Origin of the sequence: Anaeromyxobacter oryzisoli (genome assembly GCF_022690765.1) — a bacterium.
Lineage (GTDB): Bacteria > Myxococcota > Myxococcia > Myxococcales > Anaeromyxobacteraceae > Anaeromyxobacter > Anaeromyxobacter oryzisoli.
Genome location: NZ_JALCZA010000001.1, coordinates 18,288 through 41,825, shown reverse-complemented (window position 1 = coordinate 41,825; position 23,538 = coordinate 18,288). Strand labels below are relative to the sequence as shown.

The following is a 23,538-nucleotide window of genomic DNA, read 5'->3' as shown; positions in this document are numbered from 1 at the left end:
GTGGTCGCCGTCGCAAGGCCACGGGCTCGTGGGGTGCGACGCCGGTCCTCGTCGAACGCAAGGGGGAAGGGCGATACGAACGATGGGGACGACGCGGCAGCGATCGCGGCGAGCCGCCCTCACGTCGCCATCGTCGGCCGCCCGATGACTCGCGACGCTTGGGGCGACCTCCTCGCCAGGTGCCTCGACGCGCTCAGCGTCACTCGGGCGGGTTGATCGGTGGGGCGCGGTGGGATACACTATAACCCATGAAGGCCACTGAACGCCCCAGGCAGGTGCAGACGGCCATCCGGCTCCCAGCCGACGTAATCCCCCGGCTTGACCGAATTGCCGAACGCTGGACGAAGGCCGGTCCTGTTCCTGTTAACCGCTCCGACGTGATCCGCGCGTTGCTGACTCGCGGCGTCGAGCAGGAGGAACGCCGCCATGGCCGCTAGAGAGGCCCCCGCACTCCCCCGAATCGTCGAGCTACTCCGGGTCTCGGGTCAGGCGCAGGCCGACCGCGACACGCCCGCAGACCAGCGCGCGGCGCTCGACAGGCTGCGCGAGACACACCCCGGCGTCCTCGTCGAGCGCATCGACTGCGGCGCCATCCGCGCCGTCTCGGGCGCCGTTAGCTTCCGTTACCGCCCCGACCTGCGACGCCTTAAGGAGCTTTCGGACGCTAGGGCATTCGACGAACTGCGAGTGCGTCGAATCGATCGCCTGACTCGACACGACGACCCGCGTGAGCGCTTCGTCGTCTACGGGCTCGTTTCGGATGCGGGCGCCGTCATCCGCGACGCCTCCGGTCACGTCATCGACCCCCGCTCCGAAATCGGCGAAATCGACTGGTACTTGCAGTCCCTCTTCGCCGCGCGCGAGCGGCGCGCGATCAGGGAGCGGACGCTCGCCGGACGCCATCGGAAGGCGTGCGAGGGCGTCCCCGTCACCACCCTCCCTTACGGACGAACCTACGATCGCGAGCGCGGCACCTGGGGTATCGACGAGGTCGAGGCGGCGGTCTATCGGCGGCTGTTCTCCGACGTCATCGACGGCAAGAGCCTGCGCAGCATCGCGGCGGCGCTGAACGATGCCGGAATTCCAGCGCCGCGCGGCGGCGCGTGGCATCCGTCGCCGATCAAGGCGATGGTCGCCGCGCCGAGCGCCGTTGGTCGAATGACGAGCTACGGCGTGTCGATGACGTGCCCCGCCATCGTGGACGAGGATACGCAGCGGCGCGCCGTGGAGGCGTTGCGGCGCGCACGTTCGTATTCCTCCGGCCCCACGGCCATTCGGCACGAGGCGTTGCTCCGAAAAGTCGCCCGCTGCGGCGTCTGTGGCTCCATCATCCACATCGCCAAGACTGGCGCGAGCCGGCACATCTATTACGTATGCGGATCCCACCGGCAGCGCGACCATGACCCTGCGTGCGGGCGGTTCCGACAGGTCGCGCCGATCGACGCCGAGATCAAGGATGCGATCCGACCCGTGCTCTCCGATCCCAAGGCCCTCCTCGCCGCCATCCGCCGCCCGTGGATGGCGGCCGAGGTCGAGAAGGTCGAGGACATCCGCGCCGAACTCGACGCCCTCGCGAAGCGCGAGGAGAAGCTCGTCCGGCTCGCGTCCAAGGGCATGATGAGCGACGCTGTCTACGAGCGGCAGGCGCAGGAGATCGCCCGCCTCCGCGAAGCAACCACGTCCCGGCTCTCCGTCGCACAGGCGGCGGTCGAGGCGGCGAGGCGCGCGACGGCGCGCGTGCAGGACATCGAGGCGGCCCTACGCGATGCCCGCGCGAACATCGCCCGTGACGACTTCGCCGGATGGCGCCGGGTCGTGGAACTCCTTTTCGGGGGGGCCGACTGCTCGGTCCGCATCATGCCGGACGGGGAAGTGAAGCTAGACGGGCTCTTGCCGCTCGCCCCCGCGGGTGGGGAGGGCGTCACGCAACTGTGCGGTGATACCACTTCCACCTGGTCGTGACCGATCCGCGTGCGCGGCTCCCCGAGTTCCACCGGTACCTCGATGGCCTGGTCGCCAGGGCGACGAACTGTTCCCTTGGCCGGTGGGATGGCTTCTGGGAACGCAACAGCTACAGCGCAGTGAAGCTCGAGACGGACGACGCGGTGATCGAGAAGATGGTCTACGTACTCGCGAACCCCGTGGCCGCTGGCCTCGTGCGCCGTGGGCGGGAGTGGCCCGGGCTCTGGTCCGATCCGGGAATGATCGGCGGAGAGCCCATCGTCGCCGAGCGGCCGACGGTGTTCTTCCGCGAGCTCGGCCGCATGCCGGCGTCGGCGAGCCTTCAGCCTTGTCGGCCTCCTGGCTTCGCGTCGGATGCTTCATTCCGGAAGCGCCTCGGCGAGGCGCTGCGGGACGCGGAGGATCGCGCCGCGTCCGAGCTCGGACGCGAAGGACGGTCCTTCCTGGGAGTGGCCCGTGTCCTCGCCCAGAAGCCCCGCGCGCATCCACCCTCCGGCGAGCCGCGGCGGGGGCTCAACCCTCGCGTCGCGTGCAGGAACGGGTGGAAGCGGATCGAGGCGCTGCAGCGACTCGCCGAGTTCGTCGCGGCGTACAAAGAGGCGCTCGAGTCCTGGAGAGCGGGCGTCCGCGACGTCCTGTTCCCGCCAGGCACGTGGCTGATGCGCGTCCAGTACGCCGCGAGGTGCGGCGGAGCCTGCGAATAGTCCGATCGCGCCGTTGCCCTAGCCAGCCCCGACCGGCTCTCGATCGAGAGGCCGAGGGCTCGCGCACGCCTCTGTAACGCGGCGCCGACGATCTCAACGGGACCTCCAAACCCGTTCTCTTGCCTTTCATCGGGCCTGGTCGGCGATTCTGCCCCGCCGAGCGCGGGACCAACCGGTCTCGCGGTCTCCGGTCATCGCGTTTCGCAAATTACTCTCGGTCGGGCCCGGCTACTTGTCGACCACGACGTCGCCGACGCGGAGGCGCACGAGCGCCACGTTGCCGTCGGGGTCCACCCGGACGTCGACGAGGCCGGCGCCGCGGGTCGCGAGCAGCGCCCGGTTCACCTCGTCCTGGCGCGCCTCGGGGATGTAGAAGCGCTGCGCGGACGGGATCACGGCGCGGCCGTCCACCTGGCGCGCCCGGATCGCGACCTGATCCGGCCCGGTCGCGGGGTGCGCCACCGCGACCGCGACGGGGCGCCAGGCGGGCTCGCCGCGAGCGACCACCACCCAGACGGTCGCGTCGGCCGGCGCGCCGAGCTCGGCGAGGCCACGTGGGATCTCGGCCTCGTAGCGCAGGGTGACGTAGTGGCCCGAGAGGAGGTCGCGGGGATCGACGGGGAGGGTCGCGAGGGTGATCTCGGCCCCGACGGCGCGGGCCCGGACCTGGCGGAACGGGATCGCCGCGAGGATCGCGAACTGCACCAGCAGCACCGCGAGGAGCCGCCCGTTCGTCGCGCGCATCACGCCACCTCCGCCCGCGCCCGGCGGCGCTCGAACCAGGCTCCGGCCACGATGACCGCGATCCCGGCGGCGAGGAAGATCACGCCCCTGGCCAGGAGCGAGAGCTCGTTCTCCACGAACCGGGTGATGAGCACGAGGCCGGCGATCCCCATGCCCTCCCAGAACGGCGCGCGCTGGTTCGTGGCGAGCCCTCGCACGATCCGGCCGGCGGCGAGGAAGGCGAGGACGAGGTTCGCGACCAGCGCGGCGGCGCGCCCCGTCTCGAGCGAGAGCCCCGCCGCGAAGGCGAGCGCCGTCGCGAAGAGGAGCATGGCCTCGCCGCGGGCGAGGGGCTCGACGTCCTCGCGCCGGAGCCCGACGACGAGGGCGGCGAGGGCGAGGACGAGCGCGGGCGCGATCACGGCGGGGATGGCGGCGTCAATCGGCCTCGGCAGGAGCGCGCCGCGGGCGAGGTCCGTGAAGGAGAGGCACCAGGCGCTGGCCACGAAGGCCAGCCGGCCGGTGACCCGCGCCGCGCCGGCGAGGCGGGCGGCGGTGTCGCTCCGGGCCTGGAGCGGCGCGATGGCGAGCGGTGCGCTCGCGAACATCGCCCCCACGGCGGCGACGGCGAGGGGAACGGCGTGGGTGCCCTCGAACACGCCGGAGAGCACGCCGACCAAGGTCGCCCCGAGCCCGACGGCGGCGAGGACGACGAGCGCGCGGGAGCGGTGGCGCCAGGCGAGCCCGAGGAAGAGCGCCACGGCCGCCCAGGCGCCTGCGACCGCGGGCGCGGGGTGATCGTGACCGAGGCCCGGGCCGGCGACCCAGAGCGCGAGCACCGCGGCGAGGAGCAGGTGCGGGAGGCTCTCGTAGAGGAGGCCCGCGGCGAGGGCGCCCGCGGCGAAGGCCGCGAACCCGCCCCACCAGACGCCGCTCACATGGAAGATCTGCGCGACGAGGCCGACGCTCGCGCCGAACACCAGCGTGCCGAGGAAGGCGAGCGCGTGGCCGAGGCGCGGCGCGCGGGGCTGGAGCTTGGCACCCGCGACGTGCAGCGCCGCGAGCGCGCCGCCGAGGAGGGCCAGCTTCAAGGAGGGAGCCATCCCCTCCCAGTGCCAGGCCACCAGCGAGATGACGCCGGCGCCGGCGAGCAGCGCGCCGAGCAGGTAGACCGCGAGGAGGCCGGGCAGCGTCCTGTCCCGCTCGTCGAGCCTGTAGCGCGCGCGGAGTGCCGCCGCGGCATCCGGGGCGACGAGCCCCTCGTCCAGCCAGCGGGGCAGCTCCCGCCGGAGCCCGTCGCGGAACCCGCCAGAGAGCGCTTCCATGGAGACACCCCTCCTCATGGGGAGCCTACCACCGGGTCGAGCAGGAAATGCCGCGGCGGTAGGACGCGCCGCGGTGCCCGCGCCCGACCGAGAGTAATTCGCGGGCGCCCCGACCGGGGGGCGCCGGCCGAAAGTCATCCGCGGGTCAGGTCATCGGGGCACCGCACGGGGCGGGTCACCGGGTTGGGTTCGGCCCGACCGAGAGAAGTTGTTCGGGCTCGGGCTCGGGTCCGGCGGCGTGCGCGCGGCCGTCACAGGTACGGAGAGAGGAGCCGCGCCACGCCGTCGCGGAGGCGGAGGGCGAGGGGACGGCGATCGACCTCGCCGAGGGTGAGCAGGTGCGCCACCGCGACGCGCGCGTCCACCAGGGCGTCCACCCGGGCGGCGAGGTCGGCGTCGTACGCCTCGACGTCGAACTCGAAGTTGAGGCGGAGGCTCCGGGGATCCCAGTTCGCCGAGCCGAGCAGCGCCCAGGCGCCGTCCACGGTCATCGCCTTGGTGTGGTCGAAGGGAGGTGGCGTGAGCCAGACGCGACAGCCGCGCTCGATCACCTGCCAGAGCTGGGCGGTCTGCGCCCATTGCACCACCGGCAGGTTCGAGATCAGCGGGAGCACGAGGTCCACCTCGACCCCGCGCAGCGCGGCGACGTTGAGGGCGGTGACGAGCGTCGCGTCGGGGAGGAAGTACGGCGTGACGATCCGGACGCGGCGGCGGGCGGCGGAGAGCGCGCCGAGGAGCAGCCAGCGGATCGTCTCGAAGTCTTCGTCCGGGCCGTCGGCGACGCCGCGGGCGAGCACGGGGCCGGCGGCGGGGAGGGGCGGGAAGAACCCCTCGCCCTCGAGCGGCTCACCCGCCGTGAAGAGCCAGTCCTCGGCGAAGGCGCTCTGGAGGTGGGCGACGACCGGCCCTTCGATCCGGACCTGCACGTCCACCGAGGGCGGGAGGCCGTCCGCCGCGAGGAACTCGTCGCGGACGTTCATCCCGCCGGTGAACCCGACCCGCCCGTCCACCACCAGGAGCTTCCGGTGGTTGCGCAGGTTCACGAACGGCAGCCAGGCCGGGGTGAGCCGCGGGAGGAACAGCTCGGTGGCGACGCCGCGCCGGCGGAGCCGGCGGTACAGGGGCGGCCAGCGGTAGCGCGCGCCGATCGCGTCGATGAGGACGCGGACGTGGACGCCCCGGTCGTGCGCCCGCGCGAGCGCCTCCACGAAGGCGTCGCCGGCGGCGCCCGGGTCGAAGATGTAGGTGCAGAAGGTGACCGACCGCTCGGCGCGGTCGATCGCCTCGAGCATGGCCGGGTAGGCGCGGGCGCCGCCCTCGAGGATCTCCACCGCGTTCCCGGCGACGAGGGGCCGGCGGACGATGGCGTCGGCGAGCCGGACGAGCGCGCGGAGGTGCTCGGCCTCCTCGGGCAGGTGCGGCGGCGGCGGGAGGTCCTCGGGGCGCTCGCGGACGTCGGGCAGGCGGAGCGCCTGGGCGCGCCGCCGGATCCGGTTCACCCCGAGCACCGCGTACGCGACCGCGCCGGCGACCGGCGCGAACCAGATGAGCGCCACCCACCCGAGCGCCGCGCGGACGTCGCGCTTGTGCAGCACGGCGTGCGCCGACGCGACGAGCGCCACCGCGAGCGCGATGCCGCCGCCGATGATCGTCCACAGTTCGCGCGCCACCGGCGAGCATCGAACCACCGCCCGGGCGGGAAATCGAGCATTCGTCTCCCGCCCACCGCCGCCGCCTCCCGCCGCGAGCGATCCGCGGGCCCCTGCGCCGGCGAGCGCCCCACCGGGGGCTCTGGGCGGCGCTACCGGGCGCCCGTCATGGCCGCGGCCGCCGCGACCTGCGCTCCGCCCGCCCGGACCTTCCCGAGCACCTCGGCGAGCTCCGCGCCCGAGAGCGTCTCCTTCGCGAGGAGCTCCCGCGCGCTCTCGTCGAGCAGCGCCCGGTTCGCGACGAGGAGCCCGCGCGCACGCTGGAACGCGTCCTCCACGAGCCCGCGGACCGCGACGTCGATCTCTCGCGCGGTCTCCTCCGCGTAGAGCCGCCGCGTCGCGCCGGGCATGCCCGGGACGCCGAGAAAGCCGTTCGGCTCGCTCTCGTAGGTGACCGGCCCGAGGGCCCCGGCCATGCCGTACCGGGTGACCATGCTGCGCGCGATCTCGGTGGCCTTCGAGAGGTCGTCGGCGGCGCCGGTGGAGAGGTGCGAGAAGACGAGCTCCTCCGCGGCCCGCCCGCCGAGCAGGACCGCCATCTTGTTCTCGAGCTCCTCCCGCGTCATGAGGTAGCGGTCCTCGGTCGGGCGCTGGATCGTGTAGCCGAGCGCGCCGATGCCGCGGGGGATGATCGAGATCTTGTGCACCGCGTCGGTGCCCGGGAGCGCGGCGGCGACCAGCGCGTGCCCCATCTCGTGGTGCGCGACCACCTCGCGCTCCTTGGGGTTGAGGAGCCGGTTCTTCTTCTCGAGCCCGGCGACGATCCGCTCGATCGCGACGTTGAAGTCGACCATCGCGATCCGCTCGGCGTGACGACGGGTCGCCACCAGGGCCGCCTCGTTCACGAGGTTCGCGAGATCGGCGCCCGTGAAGCCGGGCGTGAGCTGCGCCACCTCCTCGAGCTTCACCGCCTCCTCGAGGAGCACCTTGCGCGTGTGCACCTTCAGGATCTCGAGCCGCCCGATCCGGTCCGGCCGGTCCACCAGCACCTGCCGGTCGAAGCGGCCGGCGCGGAGCAGCGCCGGGTCGAGGATCTCCGGGCGGTTGGTCGCGGCGAGGAGCACGATCCCGGCGGTGGGGTCGAAGCCGTCGAGCTCGACGAGGAGCTGGTTCAGGGTCTGCTCCTTCTCGTCGTGCCCGCCGCCGAACACGCCCCCCGCGGCGCGCGCGCGGCCGAGCGCGTCCAGCTCGTCGATGAAGATGATCGCCGGCGCCTTGGCGCGGGCCTGCTCGAAGAGGTCGCGGACGCGCGCCGCGCCGACGCCCACGAACATCTCGACGAACTCCGAGCCCGAGATCGAGAAGAACGGGACGCTCGCCTCGCCGGCCACCGCCTTGGCGAGGAGCGTCTTGCCGGTGCCCGGCGGGCCGACGAGCAGGACGCCCTTCGGCATCCGTGCGCCGAGGCGCCCGTAGCCCTTCGGGTCCTTCAGGAAGGAGACGATCTCCTTGAGCTCCTCCTTCGCCTCGTCCACCCCCGCCACGTCGGCGAAGGTCACCTTGGTGTCGGTCTCGACGTAGACCTTCGCCTTCGACTTGCCGATCGCCATGAGGCCGCCGGGCCCCGGGCCGCCGATCTGCTTCGCCATCCGGCGCCCGAGGAAGATCCAGACGCCGAAGAACAGGCCGATGGGGATCACCCACGACAGCACCAGCGAGACGAGCCCGTTCTCGACGCGCCCCGTGTAGGTCACGCCGTGCGCGTCGAGCTCCTTCGCGATCTCGGGATCGACGCGGGTGGTGACGAACCGCGTCTTCCCGTTGAGCGCCTGCTTGAGCTCGCCGGAGACCTGGTCCGTCGAGATGGAGACCTTCGCGACCTTGTCCTCGCGCACGAGCTTCTGGAACTCCGAGTAGGGGATCCGCGCGACCGCCTCGGAGCGCACCCACCAGTCCTGGAGGACGAGCACGCCGAGGGCGGCGAGGAGCACGTAGGCGAGGTTGAAGCCGGCTGCTTTCCTGTTCATGGGCACCTGGGCGGGCGCGCTGCGCGCCGCTCGATGATCCGTAACCACCGGGCAGGCGAACACAAACATCAAATTCGCGAAGGATCCGTGAGGAATGGTGAAGGAATGCCGCGCCCGAATCGGGTCGCCGGCCGGTCCGGGAACCGATCGGGAAAACTACTCTCGGTCAGGATTCGCGCTCCGCCGCCGCCCGTCCGCTCGCCCGGGAGCACGGCGTCGAGCCGCGCGCGCCAGGCGCCCGCCCGGCGCCGCGCTCACCCGGCGCCTTGCCGGCAGCCCGGCGCCCGCCCGGACGCCCTCGCCCCGGCTCTCGGCTACACTCCGCGCCGATGGCCCGCATCCTCGTCGCCGATGACCACGACGCCCTCCGCGAGGGCATGACCCTCTCCCTCAGCCGCCTCGGCCACGAGGTCCAGGCGGTGAAGGGCGGCGCCGAGGCGATCGCCGCCTACCACAAGCGCCCGTTCGACGTGGTGGTGACGGATCTGAGGATGATCCCCGTGGACGGCATCGAGGTCGTCCGCCGGCTCCGGGCGGACTACCCGGACGCCACCGTGCTCGTCGTCTCGGCGCACGGCACGATCGCCGTCGCGGTCGAGGCGATGCGCGAGGGGGCCATCGACTTCCTGGAGAAGCCCTTCAGCCCGGAGGTGCTCCGCGCCCGCGTCGAGAAGGCCGTCGAGATCGCCCGGGAGCGGCGCGGCGCCGAGGCCGCCCGCGCCCGCGCCGCCGCGCTCGACGAGGACCTGGTGCGGGCCCACGCGCCGCACGGCCTCGTGGGCAGCTCCGAGCCGATGCGCCGGGTCCTCGACCAGGTCCGCAAGGTCGCCGCGACCGACGCCACCGTCCTCGTCCTCGGGGAGTCCGGCACCGGCAAGGAGCTCGTCGCCCGCGCGGTGCACGACCAGGGCGCGCGGCGCGCGAAGCCGTTCGTGTCGGTCTCCTGCGCGGCCATCCCGGAGGGGCTCCTCGAGTCCGAGCTGTTCGGCCACGAGAAGGGCGCCTTCACCGGCGCGGTGCGGCGGAAGCTCGGGCGGTTCGAGCTCGCGCACGAGGGGACGCTCTTCCTCGACGAGGTGGGCGAGCTGCCGCCGTCGGTCCAGGTGAAGCTCCTCCGCGTCCTCCAGGAGCGCCAGTTCGAGCGCGTCGGCGGCGAGGAGACCATCCAGGTGGACGTCCGGGTGGTCTCGGCGACGAACCGCGACCTCGCCGCGATGGTCGCCGAGGGGCGCTTCCGCGAGGACCTCTTCTACCGGCTGAACGTCGTGCCCATCACGCTGCCCCCGCTCCGCGAGCGGGAGGGCGACGTGGAGGAGCTCGCCCGCGCCTTCCTCGCCCGCGCCGCGCCCCGGATCGGGCGGAAGGTCTCCGCGTTCGCGCCGGAGGCGCTCGCGCTGCTGCGGCGGTACCGCTGGCCCGGCAACGTCCGCGAGCTCGAGAACGTCGTGGAGCAGGCGCTGGTGTTCGCGGAGGGCGAGCTCGTGCGGGCCGAGGATCTGCCGGAGGGGCTCCGCGAGGCGCCGCCCGCCGCCGCCCTCCCGGTCCTCACCGGCGACCGGAGCCTCACGGACGTCCTCGAGGAGCTGGAGCGGCAGCTCATCCTCGCCGCCTACGAGCGCGCGCGGGGGGTGAAGGCGGAGACCGCGCGCCTCCTCGGCATCAAGCCGTCGGCGCTCTACTACAAGCTCGAGAAGTACGGGATCGTGAAGCCCGGCGAGCCCGGCGAGGACGCGTCGTGAAGACGCTCGCGCTCGCGCTGCTCCTCGCCGCCGCGCCGGCGCCGGTCGCCCCGGCGCCGCTCGAGTGCCCCGCCGGCACCGAGCACCGCGGCGCGGCGCCGACCGACGGCTACGAGGAGTGGTGCGAGGGGAAGGACCCGTACGGCGAGGGCCGGCGAGAAGGGCCGGCGCGCACGTACTACGATCACGGCGGCCTCTGGACGGAGGAGCGGTTCCGCGAAGGGAAGCGGGACGGCCCGTTCGTCGAGTACCACCGGAACGGCCGGCGGGCGCGGGAGGGCACCTACTCCGGCGGGCGCAAGACCGGGCGCTGGACGATCACCTCCGAGTCCGGCCAGATCGAGGAGATCTCGACCTGGCGGGACGGGGTGGCGGACGGTCCGTTCGCGGCGTACTGGCCGGACGGCACCCCGAAGACCGAGGGGCGTCACTGCGGCGGCGCCCAGTGCGGCCGGTGGCGGACCTTCGACGCCGCCGGGCGGGAGATCGGGACGGTGGACTACGGCGAGCAGTCGAGCACGCCGTAGGGCGCCCGCACGGCGGAGGGCTCGGATTTTCGAGGGCGCTCCCGCAAAAGTCGGCGCGCGCGTCGCGGTCGGGACGCGGAAAAGCGCGTGAACAGCGGGCTTCGGGGCGGCACGGAGGTTGCTCCGAGGCTCACCGCGATGCCGTGCATCATCGGGTTCACCCTCGCCTTCGCGCTCGCCTCCTCCGATCCCACCCTCGACGCGGCCCGCGCCGAGCTCTCGGCGGTGGCCGAGCGGATCGCGCAGCTCAAGAACGAGCGGCTCCAGGGGCGCGCCACCGGGCGGGAGCTCGAGCGGCTCCTGGTGCGGGCCCAGGAGCTCGCCGAGGAGATCGACGAACGCTCCGCCGTGACGCCCGCCCCGGCCGCGGTCGCGCCGAGCGCCGAGGAGCTGCGGGAGCGCGCCGACGCGCTGCACGACGAGGCCGATCGGCTCGCCGCGGCGCTCACCGACCTGGACGTCCGGATCGCCGGGCTGCGCCGCACGCTCGCGTCCGGCCCGGGCCGGGGGTTCTCCTCGGTCGCGACGGTCCGGCACGCCGCCGCGGGCTCGACCGGCAGGACCGCCGCGAGCCCGCTCGAGATGCAACGGCTCCACCAGCTCCTCCTCGAGCGCGACGCCCTCGCCGCGCGCCTCCGGCAGGTCCGCGTCGAGGCCGCCGCGACGGAGGCGGAGGCCCGCGCTGCCGAGCGGTGAGGGCCGGTCCGGCGGTCCGGATCACGGGCCAGGGTGCACGGGAAACGGGTTCGCGTTCGAGATGCCCCGTGACCGTGCCCGTCACCGTCACCGGCTTCTCCGTGACCCGTGAACCGCCTCGCGTGGCCCGTGGCCCGGCGGTTCCCGTGATCCGACGGATTCACGGGCCAGGGACCCGGGAACCGGGAAGACGGGTGCGGGTTGCGGGTTCGCGTTCGAGATGCCCCGTGACCGTGTCCGTCACCGTCACCGGCTTCTCCGTGACCCGTGAACCGCCTCGCGTGGCCCGTGGCCCGGCGGTTCCCGTGATCCGACGGATTCACGGGCCAGGGACCCGGGAACCGGGAGACGGGTGCGGGTTGCGGGTTCGCGTTCGAGATGCCCCGTGACCGTGCCCGTCACCGTCACCGGCTTCTCCGTGACCCGTGAACCGCCTCGCGTGGCCCGTGGCCCGGCGGTTCCCGTGATCCGACGGATTCACGGGCCACGGTACTCGGGAGACGTTTCGGGTGCGGGTGGCGGGTTCGGGTTCGCGGACCGCGCCCGGTCGCAGCGGACGGCTCTCCTTACGACGCCTTCACCACGCTGCTCCGCGCGGCCCGCTCGGCGTCGATGATCGCGTCGAACTGCGCCGACGGGACCGGCACCGCGAGCCAGGTCGCGACCAGCTCTCCGTCACCGAGCTGGACCGCCTGCTCGGCGCCGGGGGTGAGCGACAGCTTCCCCTTCGCCGAGACGGCGCGCTCGGGGATCCAGAGCTCGTAGTCGAGCGCGATCTCGCCGGACGGCTCCCGCTCCGCCTCCACCCGGAAGGCGAGCCGGACCTCCGCCGGCCGCGCGGGATCGTGCAGCACGACCTGCGCCGACTTCCCCGCCGGGCAGATCAGCCGCGGGCGCGCCACCACCTGGCCGAGCCCGTCGGTGAGCTGGAGCGCCACCAGCTGGCCGGCCGCGCCGGTGGCGCGCTCGACGTCCGCGACCTTCACCGCGTCGCGGGTACGGACCGCGACCTCCGCTGAGGCGCCGCCGAGCACGAAGGCGGCGAGGAGGAGGAGCGTGACCCGGACCATCTTCGCCGCGGTTGCGTACATGACAGGTCAGGTTTGCAACGGCCATGCCCCTGGTCGGGCTCCGGGAATCCGGGGCCTTATCCGATCGTTCCGGTACCGGGCCCCCTGCGAGGCGCGGCTTTCCGTGGACTACGCTCGGAAATCCGATGCATGCGGGCAGGCGAGCAGGCGAGCCGGCGCCACGCACGCGGCCGAGCGAGCTACCGTCAGGCCGCCCGCCAGAGCTCGCCGTCGCGCCGCGCCCGTCCCTCGCGCTCGAGCTGGAGCAGGACCGCGAGGCAGCTCCGCGCCGCGATGGGGTGGGCGACCGGGGGCGTGTCCGCGTAGGCGCGGGCGGTGACGATGGCGAGCGGCGCCGGCTCGGCGAGCGCGGCGACCACGAGCGCCTCGCGCTCCCGCCGATGCGCGCGGTACGCGGCGAGCTGGCCGACGGCGTCCGGCGCCGGCGGGCCATGGGCGGGATAGAGCGTCCGCGGGCCGAGCGCCTCGACGCGCGCGAGCTGCCGCTCGTACTCGGCCATGTCGCCCTCCGGCGGGTCGATCACAATCGTCGAGAGGGTCGAGACGAGATCGCCGCAGAGGAGCGCCCCGGTCCGCTCGTCGAGGAAGGCGAGGTGCTCGGGGGCGTGACCGGGCGTCTCGAGGACCCGGAAGCGATCGCCGAGCCGCTCGCCCTCGCGGAGCGGCGCGTTCTCGACGCCCCGGATCCGGCCGGCGGCGCGCGGGTGGGCCCGCACCGGGAGCCGATGACGGGCGGCGAGCGCCGCGACGGCGCCGGTGTGATCCGGGTGGCAGTGGGTGACCCAGATCGCGGTGGGCGGCCGCCCCTCCGCCGCGAGGCCGTCCACGAGCTCGAACAGGATCGCCTGCTCCGCCGGATCCGGCGCGCCGGGGTCGATCACCGCGAGGCCGGGGCCGTCGGGGACGAGCCAGCAGTTCGTGTGCGTGGCCGGGGGGAGCGTCGGCGTGCGGAGGGCGGCCAGGAAGAACCCCTCCTGGAACTCGATCCGCCGGCAGACGAACCCCGCGCAGTGCGGCGGGTCGCGGAGCGCGTCGAGGTCCACGGGACCGGGGCGCGCCAGCGTCCGGACGGCGTTCAGGTTGGGCGGGTGGAGCAGCACCTCGCCGCGCGACCAGGCGGCGAGGACGTCGGCGACCGGTCGCAGCCCGCCGTCGGCGAGCTCCCCCGGCCAGATCTCCGCGACTTCGCCCGCCGGCAGCGCCGCGAGGAAGAGCCGCGCGTCGTAGCGGAGCGGGAGGTGCTCGGGGGTGATCCAGCGACCGGCCGGGAGGAGGTCGCGCGCGTCGAGGGCGAGCCCGCTCCGGGCGACGAAGGCGCCGAACCCGAGCGACCCGTCGAGGAGCGCCCGCCGCGCCGCGGTCCGCGCCGCGGCGCCGAGGCGCTCCCGGCCGCGCGCGAGGAGGACGCCGGTCTCCTCGAACACCTCGCGGTGGGCGCAGGCGACGAGGGCGGCGGCCTCCGGGTCCGGCGCGCCGGCGACGGGGATCGCGCGGTCCTCCGGGTCGAGCCGCCCGCCGGGGAAGGCGTGCCAGCCGCCGGCGAAGCGGAGGTCCTTGCCGCGCCGGACGAGGACCGCCTCGCGCCCGCGCGGCCCTTCGCGGTGGAGGATCACCGCGGCCGCGATCACGGGCTCGGCGGGCGGCGGCGCGGGCGGGAGCGCGATCGGGACGAAGGACACTAGATCCTCACGAGCTCCCGCTGGAGGTCGCCGAAGACCTTCGGCCCGTCCGCGGTGAGGACCACGTCGATCTCGCTCCGGACGCCGAGCCCCTCCTCCGGGAGGTAGATGCCGGGCTCGATCGAGAAGGCGAGGCCGGGGACGAGCCGGCGGGTGTCGTGCGTCTCGAGGTCGTCGAGGTTCGCGCCGTCGCCGTGCACGCTCGTGCCGATCGAGTGGCCGGTGCGGTGGAGGAACCGCTCGGCGAACCCGTGGCGGCCGATGAAGTCGCGGACCGCGCGGTCCACCTGCCACCCCTCGAGCACCTCCCCCGCGCGGTGCGCCCGCTCGACCGTGGCGAGGCCGAGGTCCCGCGCGCCGGCGGTGACCGCGAAGATCTCCCGGAGCCGCGGGGGCGGGTCGTCGCCGCAGAAGCCGACCCAGGTGATGTCGGCGTAGACGTCGCGCGGCCCCGTCCCGCGGGCCCACAGGTCGATGAGGACGAGGTCCCCGCGCGCGATGGCGGTCGGGGTCGCCTCGGAGGGCTCGTAGTGCGGGTCCCCGGCGTGGCCGTTCACGGCGACGATGGGCGGGTGGTCGGCCTCGAGGCCGTCCGCCGCGAAGCGCTCGAGGAGGAGCCGCTGGACGTCGGTCTCGAGGATCCGCTCGCCGCGCCGCTGCGCCTCGCCGATCCGGGCGAAGGCGGCGTCCTTCGCGGCCTCGATCCCGGCGAGCGCCCGGGCGTGGCTGCGGACCTGCGCCGCGTCCCAGCGGCACAGGAAGCGCTGCACGAGCTCGGCGGAGGAGACCACCTCGACGCCGAAGGTCCGCACGAGCTCGAGCGTCCCCGCGTCCACGCGGGAGAGGTACGGGATCGCCCCCTCCGGGAAGTACTCCATCGCGATCCGCGCCCCGGGCCGGAGCCGGCCGAGGAGCGCGCCCAGCTCCGCGCGGAGCGACTGCCACGACGCGTACCGCCGGCGCTCGCCCTCCACCTCGCGCGGGAACGAGCCGAGCTCGATCGCGTGGACCAGGGCGACCGGCTCGCCCGCGCGCGGCACGAGGTAGAACCACCGCCGGGTGAGCATGTGCCCGGCGAGGCCGAGCGCGTCCAGCGCGGTCGGGTTCTGGCCGTGGAAGTCGTAGAGGAGCCACGCGTCGAGGTCCTGCTCGGCCAGCGCGCGCTGGAGGGCCGGGATGTCCATGGGGAGAGGCTATAACGCGCGGAGGCCGCACGCTCCGTTTCGTCGCTCGTACCCCGTGCACCGTACACACCGGCTTTTGCGTGACCCGTGAACCGCCTCCGGTGGCCCGTGGCCCGGTTCCCGTGGACCGACGCCGTCGTCGGATCACGGGCCAGGGGACACGGGAGGCGGGATGCGGGCACGGGGAACGGTCACGGTGACGGGCACGGGCACGGGCACGGAACTCGTGCCCGTCCCGCCTCTCTACACCGGCACGCGGTATCTATTCGCGGGTCCCCGCTCCGAGGGGTGGGTGATCTCGTGGAGCCGGATCGAGTTGGTGTGGCCGGGGATCCCGAGGGGCGAGCCGTGCACGAGCACCACCCGGTCGCCGGGCTTCACCGAGCCCTCCTCGAGGAGCCGGTCCGAGACCAGCTCGGCCATGAGGTCCGCGTTCTTCACCGGCTCCATCACCTTCGGGACCACGCCCCAGTAGAGCGAGAGCCGGCGCCGGATCGCCTGGTCCGGCGAGAAGGCGACGATCGGCACGTGCGGCCGGAACCGCGCGAGGAGGCGGGCGGTCTCGCCGCGGAGCGTGAAGCAGCAGATCGCCACCGCGCGCGACACGGCGGCGGCCTCGCAGGCCGCGGCCGCGATCACCTCGCTGTCCGGGCTCTCGGCGTCGCCGAGCCGGGTGGGCAGGCCGACGGGGTGCGGGGCGATGTCCTCCTCCGCCTCGCGGACGATCCGGTCCATCATCTGCACGGAGAGGAGCGGGTAGCGGCCGCTCGCGGTCTCGCCCGAGAGCATCACCGCGTCGGCGCCGTCCCAGACGCCGTTCGCGACGTCCGAGGCCTCGGCGCGCGTCGGGCGCGGGTGCTCGATCATCGAGTTGAGCATCTGGGTGGCGACGATCACGGGCTTCCCGGCCGCGTTCGCCTTCTGGCAGATCTTCTTCTGCAGCCCCGGGACGCGCTCCGGCAGGATCTCCACGCCGAGGTCGCCGCGCGCGACCATCACCCCGTCCGCGGCGGCGATGATCGCGTCGATGTTGTCGAGCGCCTCCGGCTTCTCGATCTTCGCGATGATCGGGACGACGCGCCCCGCCCGCTCCATCTCGGCGCGGCAGAGCTGCACGTCCGCCGGCGTGCGCACGAACGAGAGCGCGACGTAGTCCACGCCGTGCGAGATCCCGAACGCGACGTCGGCCCGGTCCTTCTCGGAGAGGGCCTCGGCCCGGAGCGCCACCCCGGGCAGGTTGATGCCCTTGTGCTCGCCGAGGATCCCGCCCTCGACCACCTCGACGCGCGCCCGCACGCCGTCGGTGGAGAGGACCCGGAACTCCAGCAGGCCGTCGTCCACGAGGAGCCGGTCGCCCGCCCGCACGTCCTCGGCGAGGTGGGGGTAGGTCGTGGAGACGAGCTTCTCGTCCCCGAGCACCTCGTCCTCGGTGGTGATGACGAGCTCGTCGCCGCTGCGGATGCGCACGCCCGCCTTGCCCGCCTTGAGCGGGCCGGTGCGGATCTTCGGCCCCTGCAGGTCCTGCAGGACGGCGATCGCCTTCCCGAGCTGGCGGGAGGCGGCCCGGACCTTGTCGAGCATCTGGGCGTGATCCTCGTGCCGCCCGTGGGAGAAGTTGAGGCGCGCGACGTCCACCCCGAGATCGAGGAGCTTCTCGAGGACCGCCGGGTCTGCGGAAGCGGGCCCGAGCGTCGCGACGATCTTGGCTCGGCGCATAGAAGCGTGTTCTTAACGCCGCACGGCGACCGGAGTCCACGCATCCGCCCGGCGCGCGGGCTGCCCGCCGGGCGAGCGCCGGCGCGGTGCACGCCCCGCACGGGGCCATCGCGTTGGCGCCCGCGTCGCCCGCGCGGTACGGTCACGGCGAGATGGCCCAGGCCCTCCCTGCGCGCGCCCCCCGGAAGCTCCCGCGCGAGTTCTACGCGCGTGACACGCGGACGGTGGCGCGCGAGCTGCTCGGGAAGATCCTCGTGCACCGCGACGGCGGCGACCGCCGCGCGGCGCGCATCGTGGAGACCGAGGCGTATCACGGCCCGGACGACCGGGCCTCGCACGCGCGCGCCGGCCCCACGCCGCGCGCGGCGATCATGTTCGGGCCGCCGGCGGTCGCGTACGTCTACCTGATCTACGGCACCAGCCACTGCATGAACGTGGTGACCGGGCCGGAGGGCTTCCCCTCCGCGGTCCTGGTCCGCGCCGCCGAGCCGCTCGAGGGGTGCCTGCACTCGACGCGCGGCCCGGGGAACCTCTGCCGCGCGCTCGCGATCCGGCGCGAGCACGACAACGGCCGCGACCTCCTGGGCGACGATCTCTTCGTCGAGGACGCGCCGCCCCCGGCCGAGCGGATCGTGGCCGGGCCGCGGGTCAACGTGCAGTCCGCGGGCGAGTGGGCGGAGCGGCCGTGGCGGTTCGCGCTGGCCGGGAACCCGTGGGTGAGCAGGCCGACGCCCTCCGGCCGGCGGGGGCGGGCGGGCTGAGCCCTGCTGCGGCGCACGCTGCCTGCCTGCGCCGGGCAGACTCCTCCGTCCGCTGCTCGCCCTTCGACTCCGGCGCGCAGCGCGCGCCTACGCTCAGGGCGAACGGAACTTCGAAGCGCCTGCGCTGCTCCGTCGTCGTGTGCCCGGCTCGGCGACGGCATCGTGTGCCTCGCGACGGGCTCGACCCGGCCGAGCGGCCCATGCTCAGTCGTCCCACTCCTCGCCCTGGTCGTCGTCGTCGTGGCCATGGCCGTGGCCGTGGCCGTGGCCGCGCTGCTTGAACTGGCCCTTCAGGAGGCGGCCGTCGCGCGCGTCGAGGACGAGGTTCGCGCGATCGCGCCCGCCGAGCTCGACGTGCCAGCGCCCTGCGCCGTCGAGGTGGGCGTGACGGACGCGCTCCACGTCGAGGCCGCGGTCCTGCGCGATCTGGAACGCGACGTCCACCGCCTGGCGCTCGGAGAGGTACCGGCGAGGCGGCGGCGCGGGCCTCGCCGGCGGCGGCGGGGCGGCCGGCGGCGGGGGCGTGGTCGGCTCGGCGTACGGCTCCACGTAGGCCATGCACCCTCCGAGGAGGAGGAGGCCCGCTAGCGCGAGTGCTCTCATGGCGCGGAACTTATGCTATCTGGCGGCCGTGCTCCACCTGCTGGGTCAGGACAGCCGGGCCCTCGCCCGCAAAGCGGGGATCTCCCTGGAGGACGCACGGCGGATCACCGGCGCGGTCATCGGGCGGGGCGAGTCGCTCCGAGGGGCGCGGAACGTCCGGCGCGAGGTGCTGGATCGGGTGGCCGCCCTCGCGATCCCCGGCGAGCTCACCCGCGTCGAGGCGGTGGACGCCCGGGACGGCTTCCGCAAGTACCTCCTCGCCCTCCCGGACGGCGAGCGCGTCGAGGCGGTGCGGATCCCGCTCCACGACACGCATCACGTGGTCTGCGTCTCCTCGCAGGTGGGCTGCGCGCTCGGCTGCGCCTTCTGCGCCACCGGCGAGCTCGGGCTCACCCGCTCGCTCCGGAGCTGGGAGATCGTCGCCCAGGTGCTGCACGTCCGCGCCGACTCGACCCTCCCGGTGACGGGCGTCGTCTTCATGGGGCAGGGCGAGCCGCTCCTGAACTACGACGCGGTGCTCGAGGCGGCGTACGCGCTCTGCGATCCGGCCGGCGGCCGGATCGACGCGCGCCGCATCTCGATCTCCACCGCGGGCGTGGTGCCGATGATCCGGCGGTACACCGCCGAGGGGCACAAGTTCCGGCTCTGCGTCTCGCTCACCGCCGCGATCCCCTGGAAGCGCCGCGCCCTCATGCCCGTCGAGGAGGGCTTCCCGCTCGACGAGCTCGTGGACGCCATCCGGGAGCACGCCGCGGCGCGCGGGCGGGTGACGCTCGAGTACGTGATGGTCTCCGGCGTGAACGTGGGCCCGGAGGACGCGGCCGCCCTCGGCCGGCTCCTCGCCGGGATCCCGGTGCGGCTCAACCCCATCGCCGTGAACGACGCGAGCGGCCGCTTCCGGCCGCCCGGCGAGGACGAGTGGAACGCGTTCCGGGACGCCCTCGCCCGCGAGCTGCCCGGGCAGCCCATCGTCCGCCGCTACTCGGGCGGGCAGGACGAGCACGCCGCCTGCGGGATGCTCGCGTCGCGCGCCCGGGGGCGGTGAGCGCGGTCGGCACGGTCACGAGCACGACGAGGTCAGGGTTCGCTCACCCGTGCACCGTGCCCGTCACCGTCACCGGCTTCTGCGTCACCCGTGACCCGCCCTCGCGTGGCCCGTGGCCCGCACCCCGTGATCCGACGGAGTCACGGGCCAGGGGACACGGGACTCGGGAGGCGGGCACGGTGATCGGTGACGGGTACGGGCACGGCCACGGGGGGAGCGGTCACCGGCCCTGCGCGCCTAACCCCCGACGAGCGCGATCGCCCCGCGGGTCACGCTGAACAGCACCGCGGCGACCACGGCCGCCGCCGGGATCGTGAAGATCCAGGCCCAGATGATCCGGCCGGCGACGCCCCAGTGGACCGCCCGCGAGCCCTTGGTCGCGCCGACGCCGACGATCGCGCCGGTGATGGTGTGGGTCGTCGAGACCGGGATGCCGAGGTGGGCGAGGGCGAGGATGGTCACGCCGCCGCCCGTCTCCGCGCAGAAGCCGCCGATGGGCTGGAGCTTCGTCAGGCTGTGGCCCATCGTCCTGACGATGCGCCACCCACCGAACATCGTCCCGAGGCCGATGGAGAGGTGGCAGGCGAGGACCACCCAGAACGGCACCGGGAAGTGGCCGGGGGTCATCGCCGCGCGATCCGCCCAGACCGTGCCGTAGAGGATCACCGTGATGATGCCCATCACCTTCTGGGCGTCGTTGGTGCCGTGGCTGTAGCTGAAGATCGCCGCGGAGAAGAGCTGGAGCCGGCGGAACCAGTGGTCCACCTTGAGCGGGGTGCTCCGCCGGACCACCCAGGCGGTGAGGACCATCATCGTCCCGCCGAGCACGAGGCCGATGACCGGCGACAGCACGATGAAGAGGACGATCTTGAGGATGCCGGCGCGGATGAGGCCGCTCGGCCCGAGCGCCACGAGGCAGGCGCCGATCATCCCGCCCGCGAGGGCGTGGGAGGAGGACGACGGGAGCCCCCACCACCAGGTGACGAGGTTCCAGACGATCGCGCCCACCAGGGCGGCGAAGATGAAGGCGAGCACGAACGTCGGCCCGCGCGCCTGGAGCGCGGGGAACTCGACGATCCCCTTGCCCATCGTGGCGGCGACCTTGAGCTCGACGCCCCAGAGCACCGGGGCCGCCGAGACGAAGTTGAAGAACGCCGCCCAGACCACCGCGGTGAGCGGCGAGAGGACGCGCGTCGAGACCACCGTCGCGATGGAGTTGGCCGCGTCGTGGAAGCCGTTGAGGAAGTCGAACGCCAGGGCGACTGCGATGAGGGCGACGACGACGAGCGTGAGCATGGTGGGTTCGCTACGCGTGCTCCAGGACCACGCCCTCGATCACGTTCGCGACGTCCTCGACCCGATCGGTCGCGCTCTCGATCAGGTCGATGATCTCCTTCCACTTCATGACCGTGAGCGGATCGTTCCCGCGCTTGAAGAGCATCGCCATGGTCTTGCGCGTGAGCGTGTCGGCCTGGTTCTCGAGGACGTTGATCTCCTTGCAGGCCTCGATGATGGCGCGCGGATCCTTCTTCATCGTCCGGAGGAGCTTCACCGCCTCCACCATCTTCTCGGACTGGGCGACGAGCACCGCCGCGAGCTCGCGCGACTCCGGGAGCACCGACTCGATGTCGTAGAGCCCGAGCCGCTCCGCGGCGGCGTCGGCGAGGTCGAGCACGTCGTCGATCCGGGAGAGGAGCCGGTGGATCTCGGTCCGGTCGAACGGGGTGATGAACTGTGTGTGGAGGCGGGCGAAGGCGCGGTGCGTGATGTCGTCCGCGCGGTGCTCGATGTCCTTGATCGCCTGGCACTTCGCGGGGACGTCCGTGAAGTCCTGGAGGAGGTCGTGGAGCAGCTTGGTGCCTGCCACGACCGTCGCCGCTTGTGCCTCGAAATCCGAGAAGAAATCGTCGGACTTCGGCATCAGCTTCTCGAACATCGTCATCGACCGTCGTCTCCTGCCGGGGGGCCTTGGCTCGGCGGCGCGACCATACCCATTCCGGCACGCCAGTCAAACAGGCACCGGGCGGGGGGCAGGGCGCCCGATCGTGCGGCAGCCCGCGCGAAGGCCTTGACCACGGGGGCGCATCCCTTTCGTGGACATGTCTCCGGAATGTGGGACATTGGGGGCTGTTTCGTGGCTTGTCCGCCCGCCGGTGAGGCAGCCATATTGACCCGCCCATGTACGAGCGGGTGGGATGGCCACCCGGGGCGGGCTCGCCTCTTTCCCCGCCGGGGCGCCGGCGGGCCGGTCGGAGGACGCGCACCGCATGCGGTTCGGCGCCAAGATCGGGCTCGTGCTCCTCGCGGTGGGCGTCCTGCCCGTCGCGCTGCTGGGGCTCGTGTCCTACACGGTCAGCCGGGACGAGCTGCAGCGGACCGTGGGGCGCATGCAGACGCAGACCGCGGCGGACCTCGCCCTCTTCACCGATCGCTTCGTCTCGAGCTCGATCGAGAGCCTCCGCCTCGCGGTGGCGGCCCTGCCGTTCGACGAGCTCGCGCCCGGCGAGACCGCGCAGATGCTGTCGGTGCCGTACCGCCAGCTCTCCTTCGTCTCGATCCTCGCCGTCGTGAACGACCGCGGCGTCCCGATCGCCGGGCCCGTCCTCGAGCGGGACCCGGAGGAGTCCCCCGCGCTCGCCGGGCGCGAGCCGGTGACCGACGCGGACGTGGAGGCCTTCTCGCGCCGGATCCCTCCGGCGCCGCCCCGCCCCGGCGCGACCGCCCTGGGCGCGCCCTACCGCGGCGCGCACGGGCCGGTCCGGATCGCGGTGGCGCTCCGGATCGCGAAGGATCGCACCCTCGCGGCGGAGCTGGTGCTGCGGGACGTCGAGAGCCGCCTCGCGGAGCTCTCCGGCGGGAGCAGCCTCGCCTACCTCGTGGACGCGCGCGGCGAGCCCATCGCCTCGGGCCGGCCGCTCTCGCTCACCCCCGATGAGCGGGTGCTCTCGGACGTCGGGTTCGCGCGCGACCTGTCCTGGTCGCGGCTCGTGCGGCGCGCCGGCGGGGAGCGGTGGCTCTCGGCCTTCGCGCCGGTGAAGGGGCTCGGCTGGGGCGCCGTGGTGGCGCAGCCGATGGCGGAGGCGTTCAGCGCCTCGGGGCGGCTGCGGTTCTACACCTGGAGCTGGGCGGCGGTGGCGGTGATCCTCGCCGGGACGCTCGGGGTGGTCCTCGCGCGGATGGTGACGCGGCCGGTGGCGCGGCTCTCGCGCGCCGCCGCCGCGATCGCGTCCGGCGACTACTCCGCGCCCGTCGCGGTCGGCGGCCGGGACGAGATCGCGGACCTTGGCCGCGCCTTCGCCCACATGACCGGCGAGGTCCGGCGGCGCGACGAGGAGATCCGGACCTTCAACCGGGAGCTGCAGAAGCGCGTGGACGAGCGGACCGCGGAGCTCGAGGCGGCCCAGGATCAGATCCTGCGGACGCGCCGGCTCGCCGCGCTCGGCTCGCTCGGCGCGGGGCTCGCGCACGAGCTGAACAACCCGATGACCGCGGTGACCGGCTACCTGGCGATCCTGAAGAAGCAGCTCCAGGGCACGGAGCAGGCGGAGATGATCGCGCGGGCGCAGGAGCAGGCGGGCCGGGTGGCGCGGGTGGTGGAGGATCTCCGCGCGTTCGCCGATCAGGAGCAGGCGACCCCCGGGCAGCGCTTCCCCCTCGCGCGGCCCGTGCGCGCCGCCCTCGCGCTCTACGAGGACCGGCTCCGCGCCGCCGGGATCACGCTCACCACCCGGTTCGAGGAGCCGCTGCCCGACGCGCAGGGCGACCCCGTGCAGCTCCAGCAGGTGGTCGCTCACCTCGTCGAGAACGCCGTCAACGCGATGCCCGGCGGCGGCGCCCTCGAGGTGAGCCTCGGCACCGTCGGCGGCGAGGCGCTCCGGCTCCGCGTCGCCGACACCGGCAAGGGGATCCCGGTCACGATCCGGGAGCGGATCTTCGATCCCTTCTTCACCACCAAGGACTCGGTGGGGCGGGTCGGGCTCGGCCTGTCCGTCTCGCACAGCATCGTGGAGGCCCACCACGGCCGGATCGTGGTGGAGAGCGAGGAGGGAGCCGGCGCGGCCGTGACCGTGCTGCTCCCCGCGGCGACCGCCGCGCACCTCGCGTGAC

Annotated in this window: 19 protein-coding genes; 8 read left to right on the top strand and 11 right to left on the bottom strand. The window is 73.8% G+C overall.

Annotated elements, in window-relative coordinates; genetic code table 11:
• The first annotated feature begins 426 nt into the window (after positions 1 to 426).
• Complete coding sequence (locus MNZ27_RS00165) at positions 427 to 1,962, top strand: recombinase family protein (RefSeq protein WP_242391990.1); 1,536 nt, start codon at positions 427 to 429, stop codon at positions 1,960 to 1,962.
• The gene (locus MNZ27_RS00160; RefSeq protein WP_242391989.1) at positions 1,959 to 2,666 is read left to right on the top strand and encodes a hypothetical protein; all 708 of its coding nucleotides are present in this window, start codon (positions 1,959 to 1,961) and stop codon (positions 2,664 to 2,666) included. Before MNZ27_RS00165 ends, MNZ27_RS00160 begins: the two co-directional genes overlap by 4 nt.
• 228 nt (positions 2,667 to 2,894) lie before the next feature.
• Here the strand turns inward: MNZ27_RS00160 and MNZ27_RS00155 are convergent, their stop codons facing one another.
• The 4 genes from MNZ27_RS00155 to ftsH all read right to left on the bottom strand — a co-directional run bounded on the left by MNZ27_RS00155 (position 2,895) and on the right by ftsH (position 8,390).
• Complete coding sequence (locus MNZ27_RS00155) at positions 2,895 to 3,410, bottom strand: GDYXXLXY domain-containing protein (protein WP_242391988.1); 516 nt, start codon at positions 3,408 to 3,410, stop codon at positions 2,895 to 2,897.
• The gene (locus tag MNZ27_RS00150) at positions 3,410 to 4,714 is read right to left on the bottom strand and encodes a DUF2157 domain-containing protein (RefSeq protein ID WP_242391987.1); all 1,305 of its coding nucleotides are present in this window, start codon (positions 4,712 to 4,714) and stop codon (positions 3,410 to 3,412) included. Before MNZ27_RS00150 ends, MNZ27_RS00155 begins: the two co-directional genes overlap by 1 nt.
• A gap of 251 nt (positions 4,715 to 4,965) precedes the next feature.
• Positions 4,966 to 6,384, bottom strand: a complete 1,419-nt coding sequence (locus MNZ27_RS00145; protein ID WP_308197882.1) for a phospholipase D-like domain-containing protein — start codon at positions 6,382 to 6,384, stop codon at positions 4,966 to 4,968.
• Between the two features lie 131 nt (positions 6,385 to 6,515).
• Positions 6,516 to 8,390, bottom strand: coding sequence for an ATP-dependent zinc metalloprotease FtsH (gene ftsH / locus MNZ27_RS00140; protein WP_242391985.1), 1,875 nt, complete (start codon positions 8,388 to 8,390; stop codon positions 6,516 to 6,518).
• Positions 8,391 to 8,719: 329 nt separating this feature from the next.
• Between ftsH and MNZ27_RS00135 the strand changes: the two genes are divergently transcribed.
• From MNZ27_RS00135 to MNZ27_RS00125, 3 genes are all read left to right on the top strand, one after another.
• The gene (locus MNZ27_RS00135; RefSeq protein WP_242391984.1) at positions 8,720 to 10,129 is read left to right on the top strand and encodes a sigma-54-dependent transcriptional regulator; all 1,410 of its coding nucleotides are present in this window, start codon (positions 8,720 to 8,722) and stop codon (positions 10,127 to 10,129) included.
• A complete protein-coding gene (locus MNZ27_RS00130; RefSeq protein ID WP_242391983.1) occupies positions 10,126 to 10,656 on the top strand; it encodes a toxin-antitoxin system YwqK family antitoxin in 531 nt (176 codons plus the stop codon). The genes MNZ27_RS00135 and MNZ27_RS00130 overlap by 4 nt, the downstream gene beginning before the upstream one ends.
• A 138-nt stretch (positions 10,657 to 10,794) precedes the next feature.
• Positions 10,795 to 11,352 carry a hypothetical protein gene (locus MNZ27_RS00125; RefSeq protein WP_242391982.1) on the top strand — a complete coding sequence of 186 codons (558 nt, stop codon included), beginning with the start codon at positions 10,795 to 10,797 and terminating at the stop codon, positions 11,350 to 11,352.
• A gap of 566 nt (positions 11,353 to 11,918) precedes the next feature.
• Here the strand turns inward: MNZ27_RS00125 and MNZ27_RS00120 are convergent.
• The 4 genes from MNZ27_RS00120 to pyk form a co-directional block, all read right to left on the bottom strand.
• Positions 11,919 to 12,443 carry a hypothetical protein gene (locus MNZ27_RS00120; protein ID WP_242391981.1) on the bottom strand — a complete coding sequence of 175 codons (525 nt, stop codon included), beginning with the start codon at positions 12,441 to 12,443 and terminating at the stop codon, positions 11,919 to 11,921.
• Between the two features lie 185 nt (positions 12,444 to 12,628).
• A complete protein-coding gene (locus tag MNZ27_RS23820; protein ID WP_242391980.1) occupies positions 12,629 to 14,122 on the bottom strand; it encodes an MBL fold metallo-hydrolase in 1,494 nt (497 codons plus the stop codon).
• The gene (locus tag MNZ27_RS00110) at positions 14,122 to 15,306 is read right to left on the bottom strand and encodes a M24 family metallopeptidase (protein ID WP_242391979.1); all 1,185 of its coding nucleotides are present in this window, start codon (positions 15,304 to 15,306) and stop codon (positions 14,122 to 14,124) included. Before MNZ27_RS00110 ends, MNZ27_RS23820 begins: the two co-directional genes overlap by 1 nt.
• Before the next feature lie 243 nt (positions 15,307 to 15,549).
• Positions 15,550 to 17,022, bottom strand: a complete 1,473-nt coding sequence (gene pyk, locus MNZ27_RS00105; protein WP_242391978.1) for a pyruvate kinase — start codon at positions 17,020 to 17,022, stop codon at positions 15,550 to 15,552.
• Between the two features lie 152 nt (positions 17,023 to 17,174).
• Here pyk and MNZ27_RS00100 point away from each other — a divergent pair, with 152 nt between their 5' ends.
• Positions 17,175 to 17,783, top strand: a complete 609-nt coding sequence (locus MNZ27_RS00100; protein ID WP_242391977.1) for a DNA-3-methyladenine glycosylase — start codon at positions 17,175 to 17,177, stop codon at positions 17,781 to 17,783.
• A gap of 204 nt (positions 17,784 to 17,987) precedes the next feature.
• On the opposite strand, the gene MNZ27_RS00095 is transcribed toward MNZ27_RS00100, so the two are convergent.
• The gene (locus MNZ27_RS00095; protein ID WP_242391976.1) at positions 17,988 to 18,386 is read right to left on the bottom strand and encodes a hypothetical protein; all 399 of its coding nucleotides are present in this window, start codon (positions 18,384 to 18,386) and stop codon (positions 17,988 to 17,990) included.
• Between MNZ27_RS00095 and MNZ27_RS00090 the strand changes: the two genes are divergently transcribed.
• Positions 18,385 to 19,431, top strand: a complete 1,047-nt coding sequence (locus MNZ27_RS00090; RefSeq protein ID WP_242391975.1) for a radical SAM protein — start codon at positions 18,385 to 18,387, stop codon at positions 19,429 to 19,431. The two genes, MNZ27_RS00095 and MNZ27_RS00090, sit on opposite strands and share 2 nt — an antisense overlap.
• A 237-nt stretch (positions 19,432 to 19,668) precedes the next feature.
• Here MNZ27_RS00090 and MNZ27_RS00085 read toward each other — a convergent pair whose 3' ends face one another.
• Positions 19,669 to 20,727, bottom strand: a complete 1,059-nt coding sequence (locus tag MNZ27_RS00085; protein WP_242391974.1) for an inorganic phosphate transporter — start codon at positions 20,725 to 20,727, stop codon at positions 19,669 to 19,671.
• 10 nt (positions 20,728 to 20,737) lie between these two features.
• Positions 20,738 to 21,373 (bottom strand): DUF47 domain-containing protein, encoded by a 636-nt coding sequence (locus MNZ27_RS00080; RefSeq protein WP_242391973.1) that lies wholly within the window; start codon positions 21,371 to 21,373, stop codon positions 20,738 to 20,740.
• A 325-nt stretch (positions 21,374 to 21,698) separates the two neighbouring features.
• Between MNZ27_RS00080 and MNZ27_RS00075 the strand changes: the two genes are divergently transcribed.
• The gene (locus MNZ27_RS00075) at positions 21,699 to 23,537 is read left to right on the top strand and encodes a sensor histidine kinase (protein WP_242391972.1); all 1,839 of its coding nucleotides are present in this window, start codon (positions 21,699 to 21,701) and stop codon (positions 23,535 to 23,537) included.
• The last annotated feature ends 1 nt before the right edge of the window (position 23,538 follow it).

What these genes read in the sequence shown, in the direction of transcription:
- MNZ27_RS00080 (WP_242391973.1), bottom strand. Translation starts at nt 21,373, where the DNA reads ATGACGATGTTCGAGAAGCTGATGCCGAAGTCCGACGATTTCTTCTCG.
- MNZ27_RS00125 (WP_242391982.1), top strand. Translation starts at nt 10,795, where the DNA reads ATGCCGTGCATCATCGGGTTCACCCTCGCCTTCGCGCTCGCCTCCTCC.
- MNZ27_RS00110 (WP_242391979.1), bottom strand. Translation starts at nt 15,306, where the DNA reads ATGGACATCCCGGCCCTCCAGCGCGCGCTGGCCGAGCAGGACCTCGAC.
- MNZ27_RS00095 (WP_242391976.1), bottom strand. Translation starts at nt 18,386, where the DNA reads ATGAGAGCACTCGCGCTAGCGGGCCTCCTCCTCCTCGGAGGGTGCATG.
- MNZ27_RS00075 (WP_242391972.1), top strand. Translation starts at nt 21,699, where the DNA reads ATGCGGTTCGGCGCCAAGATCGGGCTCGTGCTCCTCGCGGTGGGCGTC.
- MNZ27_RS00150 (WP_242391987.1), bottom strand. Translation starts at nt 4,714, where the DNA reads ATGGAAGCGCTCTCTGGCGGGTTCCGCGACGGGCTCCGGCGGGAGCTG.
- MNZ27_RS00135 (WP_242391984.1), top strand. Translation starts at nt 8,720, where the DNA reads ATGGCCCGCATCCTCGTCGCCGATGACCACGACGCCCTCCGCGAGGGC.
- pyk (WP_242391978.1), bottom strand. Translation starts at nt 17,022, where the DNA reads ATGCGCCGAGCCAAGATCGTCGCGACGCTCGGGCCCGCTTCCGCAGAC.
- MNZ27_RS00085 (WP_242391974.1), bottom strand. Translation starts at nt 20,727, where the DNA reads ATGCTCACGCTCGTCGTCGTCGCCCTCATCGCAGTCGCCCTGGCGTTC.
- MNZ27_RS00100 (WP_242391977.1), top strand. Translation starts at nt 17,175, where the DNA reads ATGGCCCAGGCCCTCCCTGCGCGCGCCCCCCGGAAGCTCCCGCGCGAG.
- MNZ27_RS00155 (WP_242391988.1), bottom strand. Translation starts at nt 3,410, where the DNA reads ATGCGCGCGACGAACGGGCGGCTCCTCGCGGTGCTGCTGGTGCAGTTC.
- MNZ27_RS00120 (WP_242391981.1), bottom strand. Translation starts at nt 12,443, where the DNA reads ATGTACGCAACCGCGGCGAAGATGGTCCGGGTCACGCTCCTCCTCCTC.
- MNZ27_RS00090 (WP_242391975.1), top strand. Translation starts at nt 18,385, where the DNA reads ATGGCGCGGAACTTATGCTATCTGGCGGCCGTGCTCCACCTGCTGGGT.
- MNZ27_RS00165 (WP_242391990.1), top strand. Translation starts at nt 427, where the DNA reads ATGGCCGCTAGAGAGGCCCCCGCACTCCCCCGAATCGTCGAGCTACTC.
- ftsH (WP_242391985.1), bottom strand. Translation starts at nt 8,390, where the DNA reads ATGAACAGGAAAGCAGCCGGCTTCAACCTCGCCTACGTGCTCCTCGCC.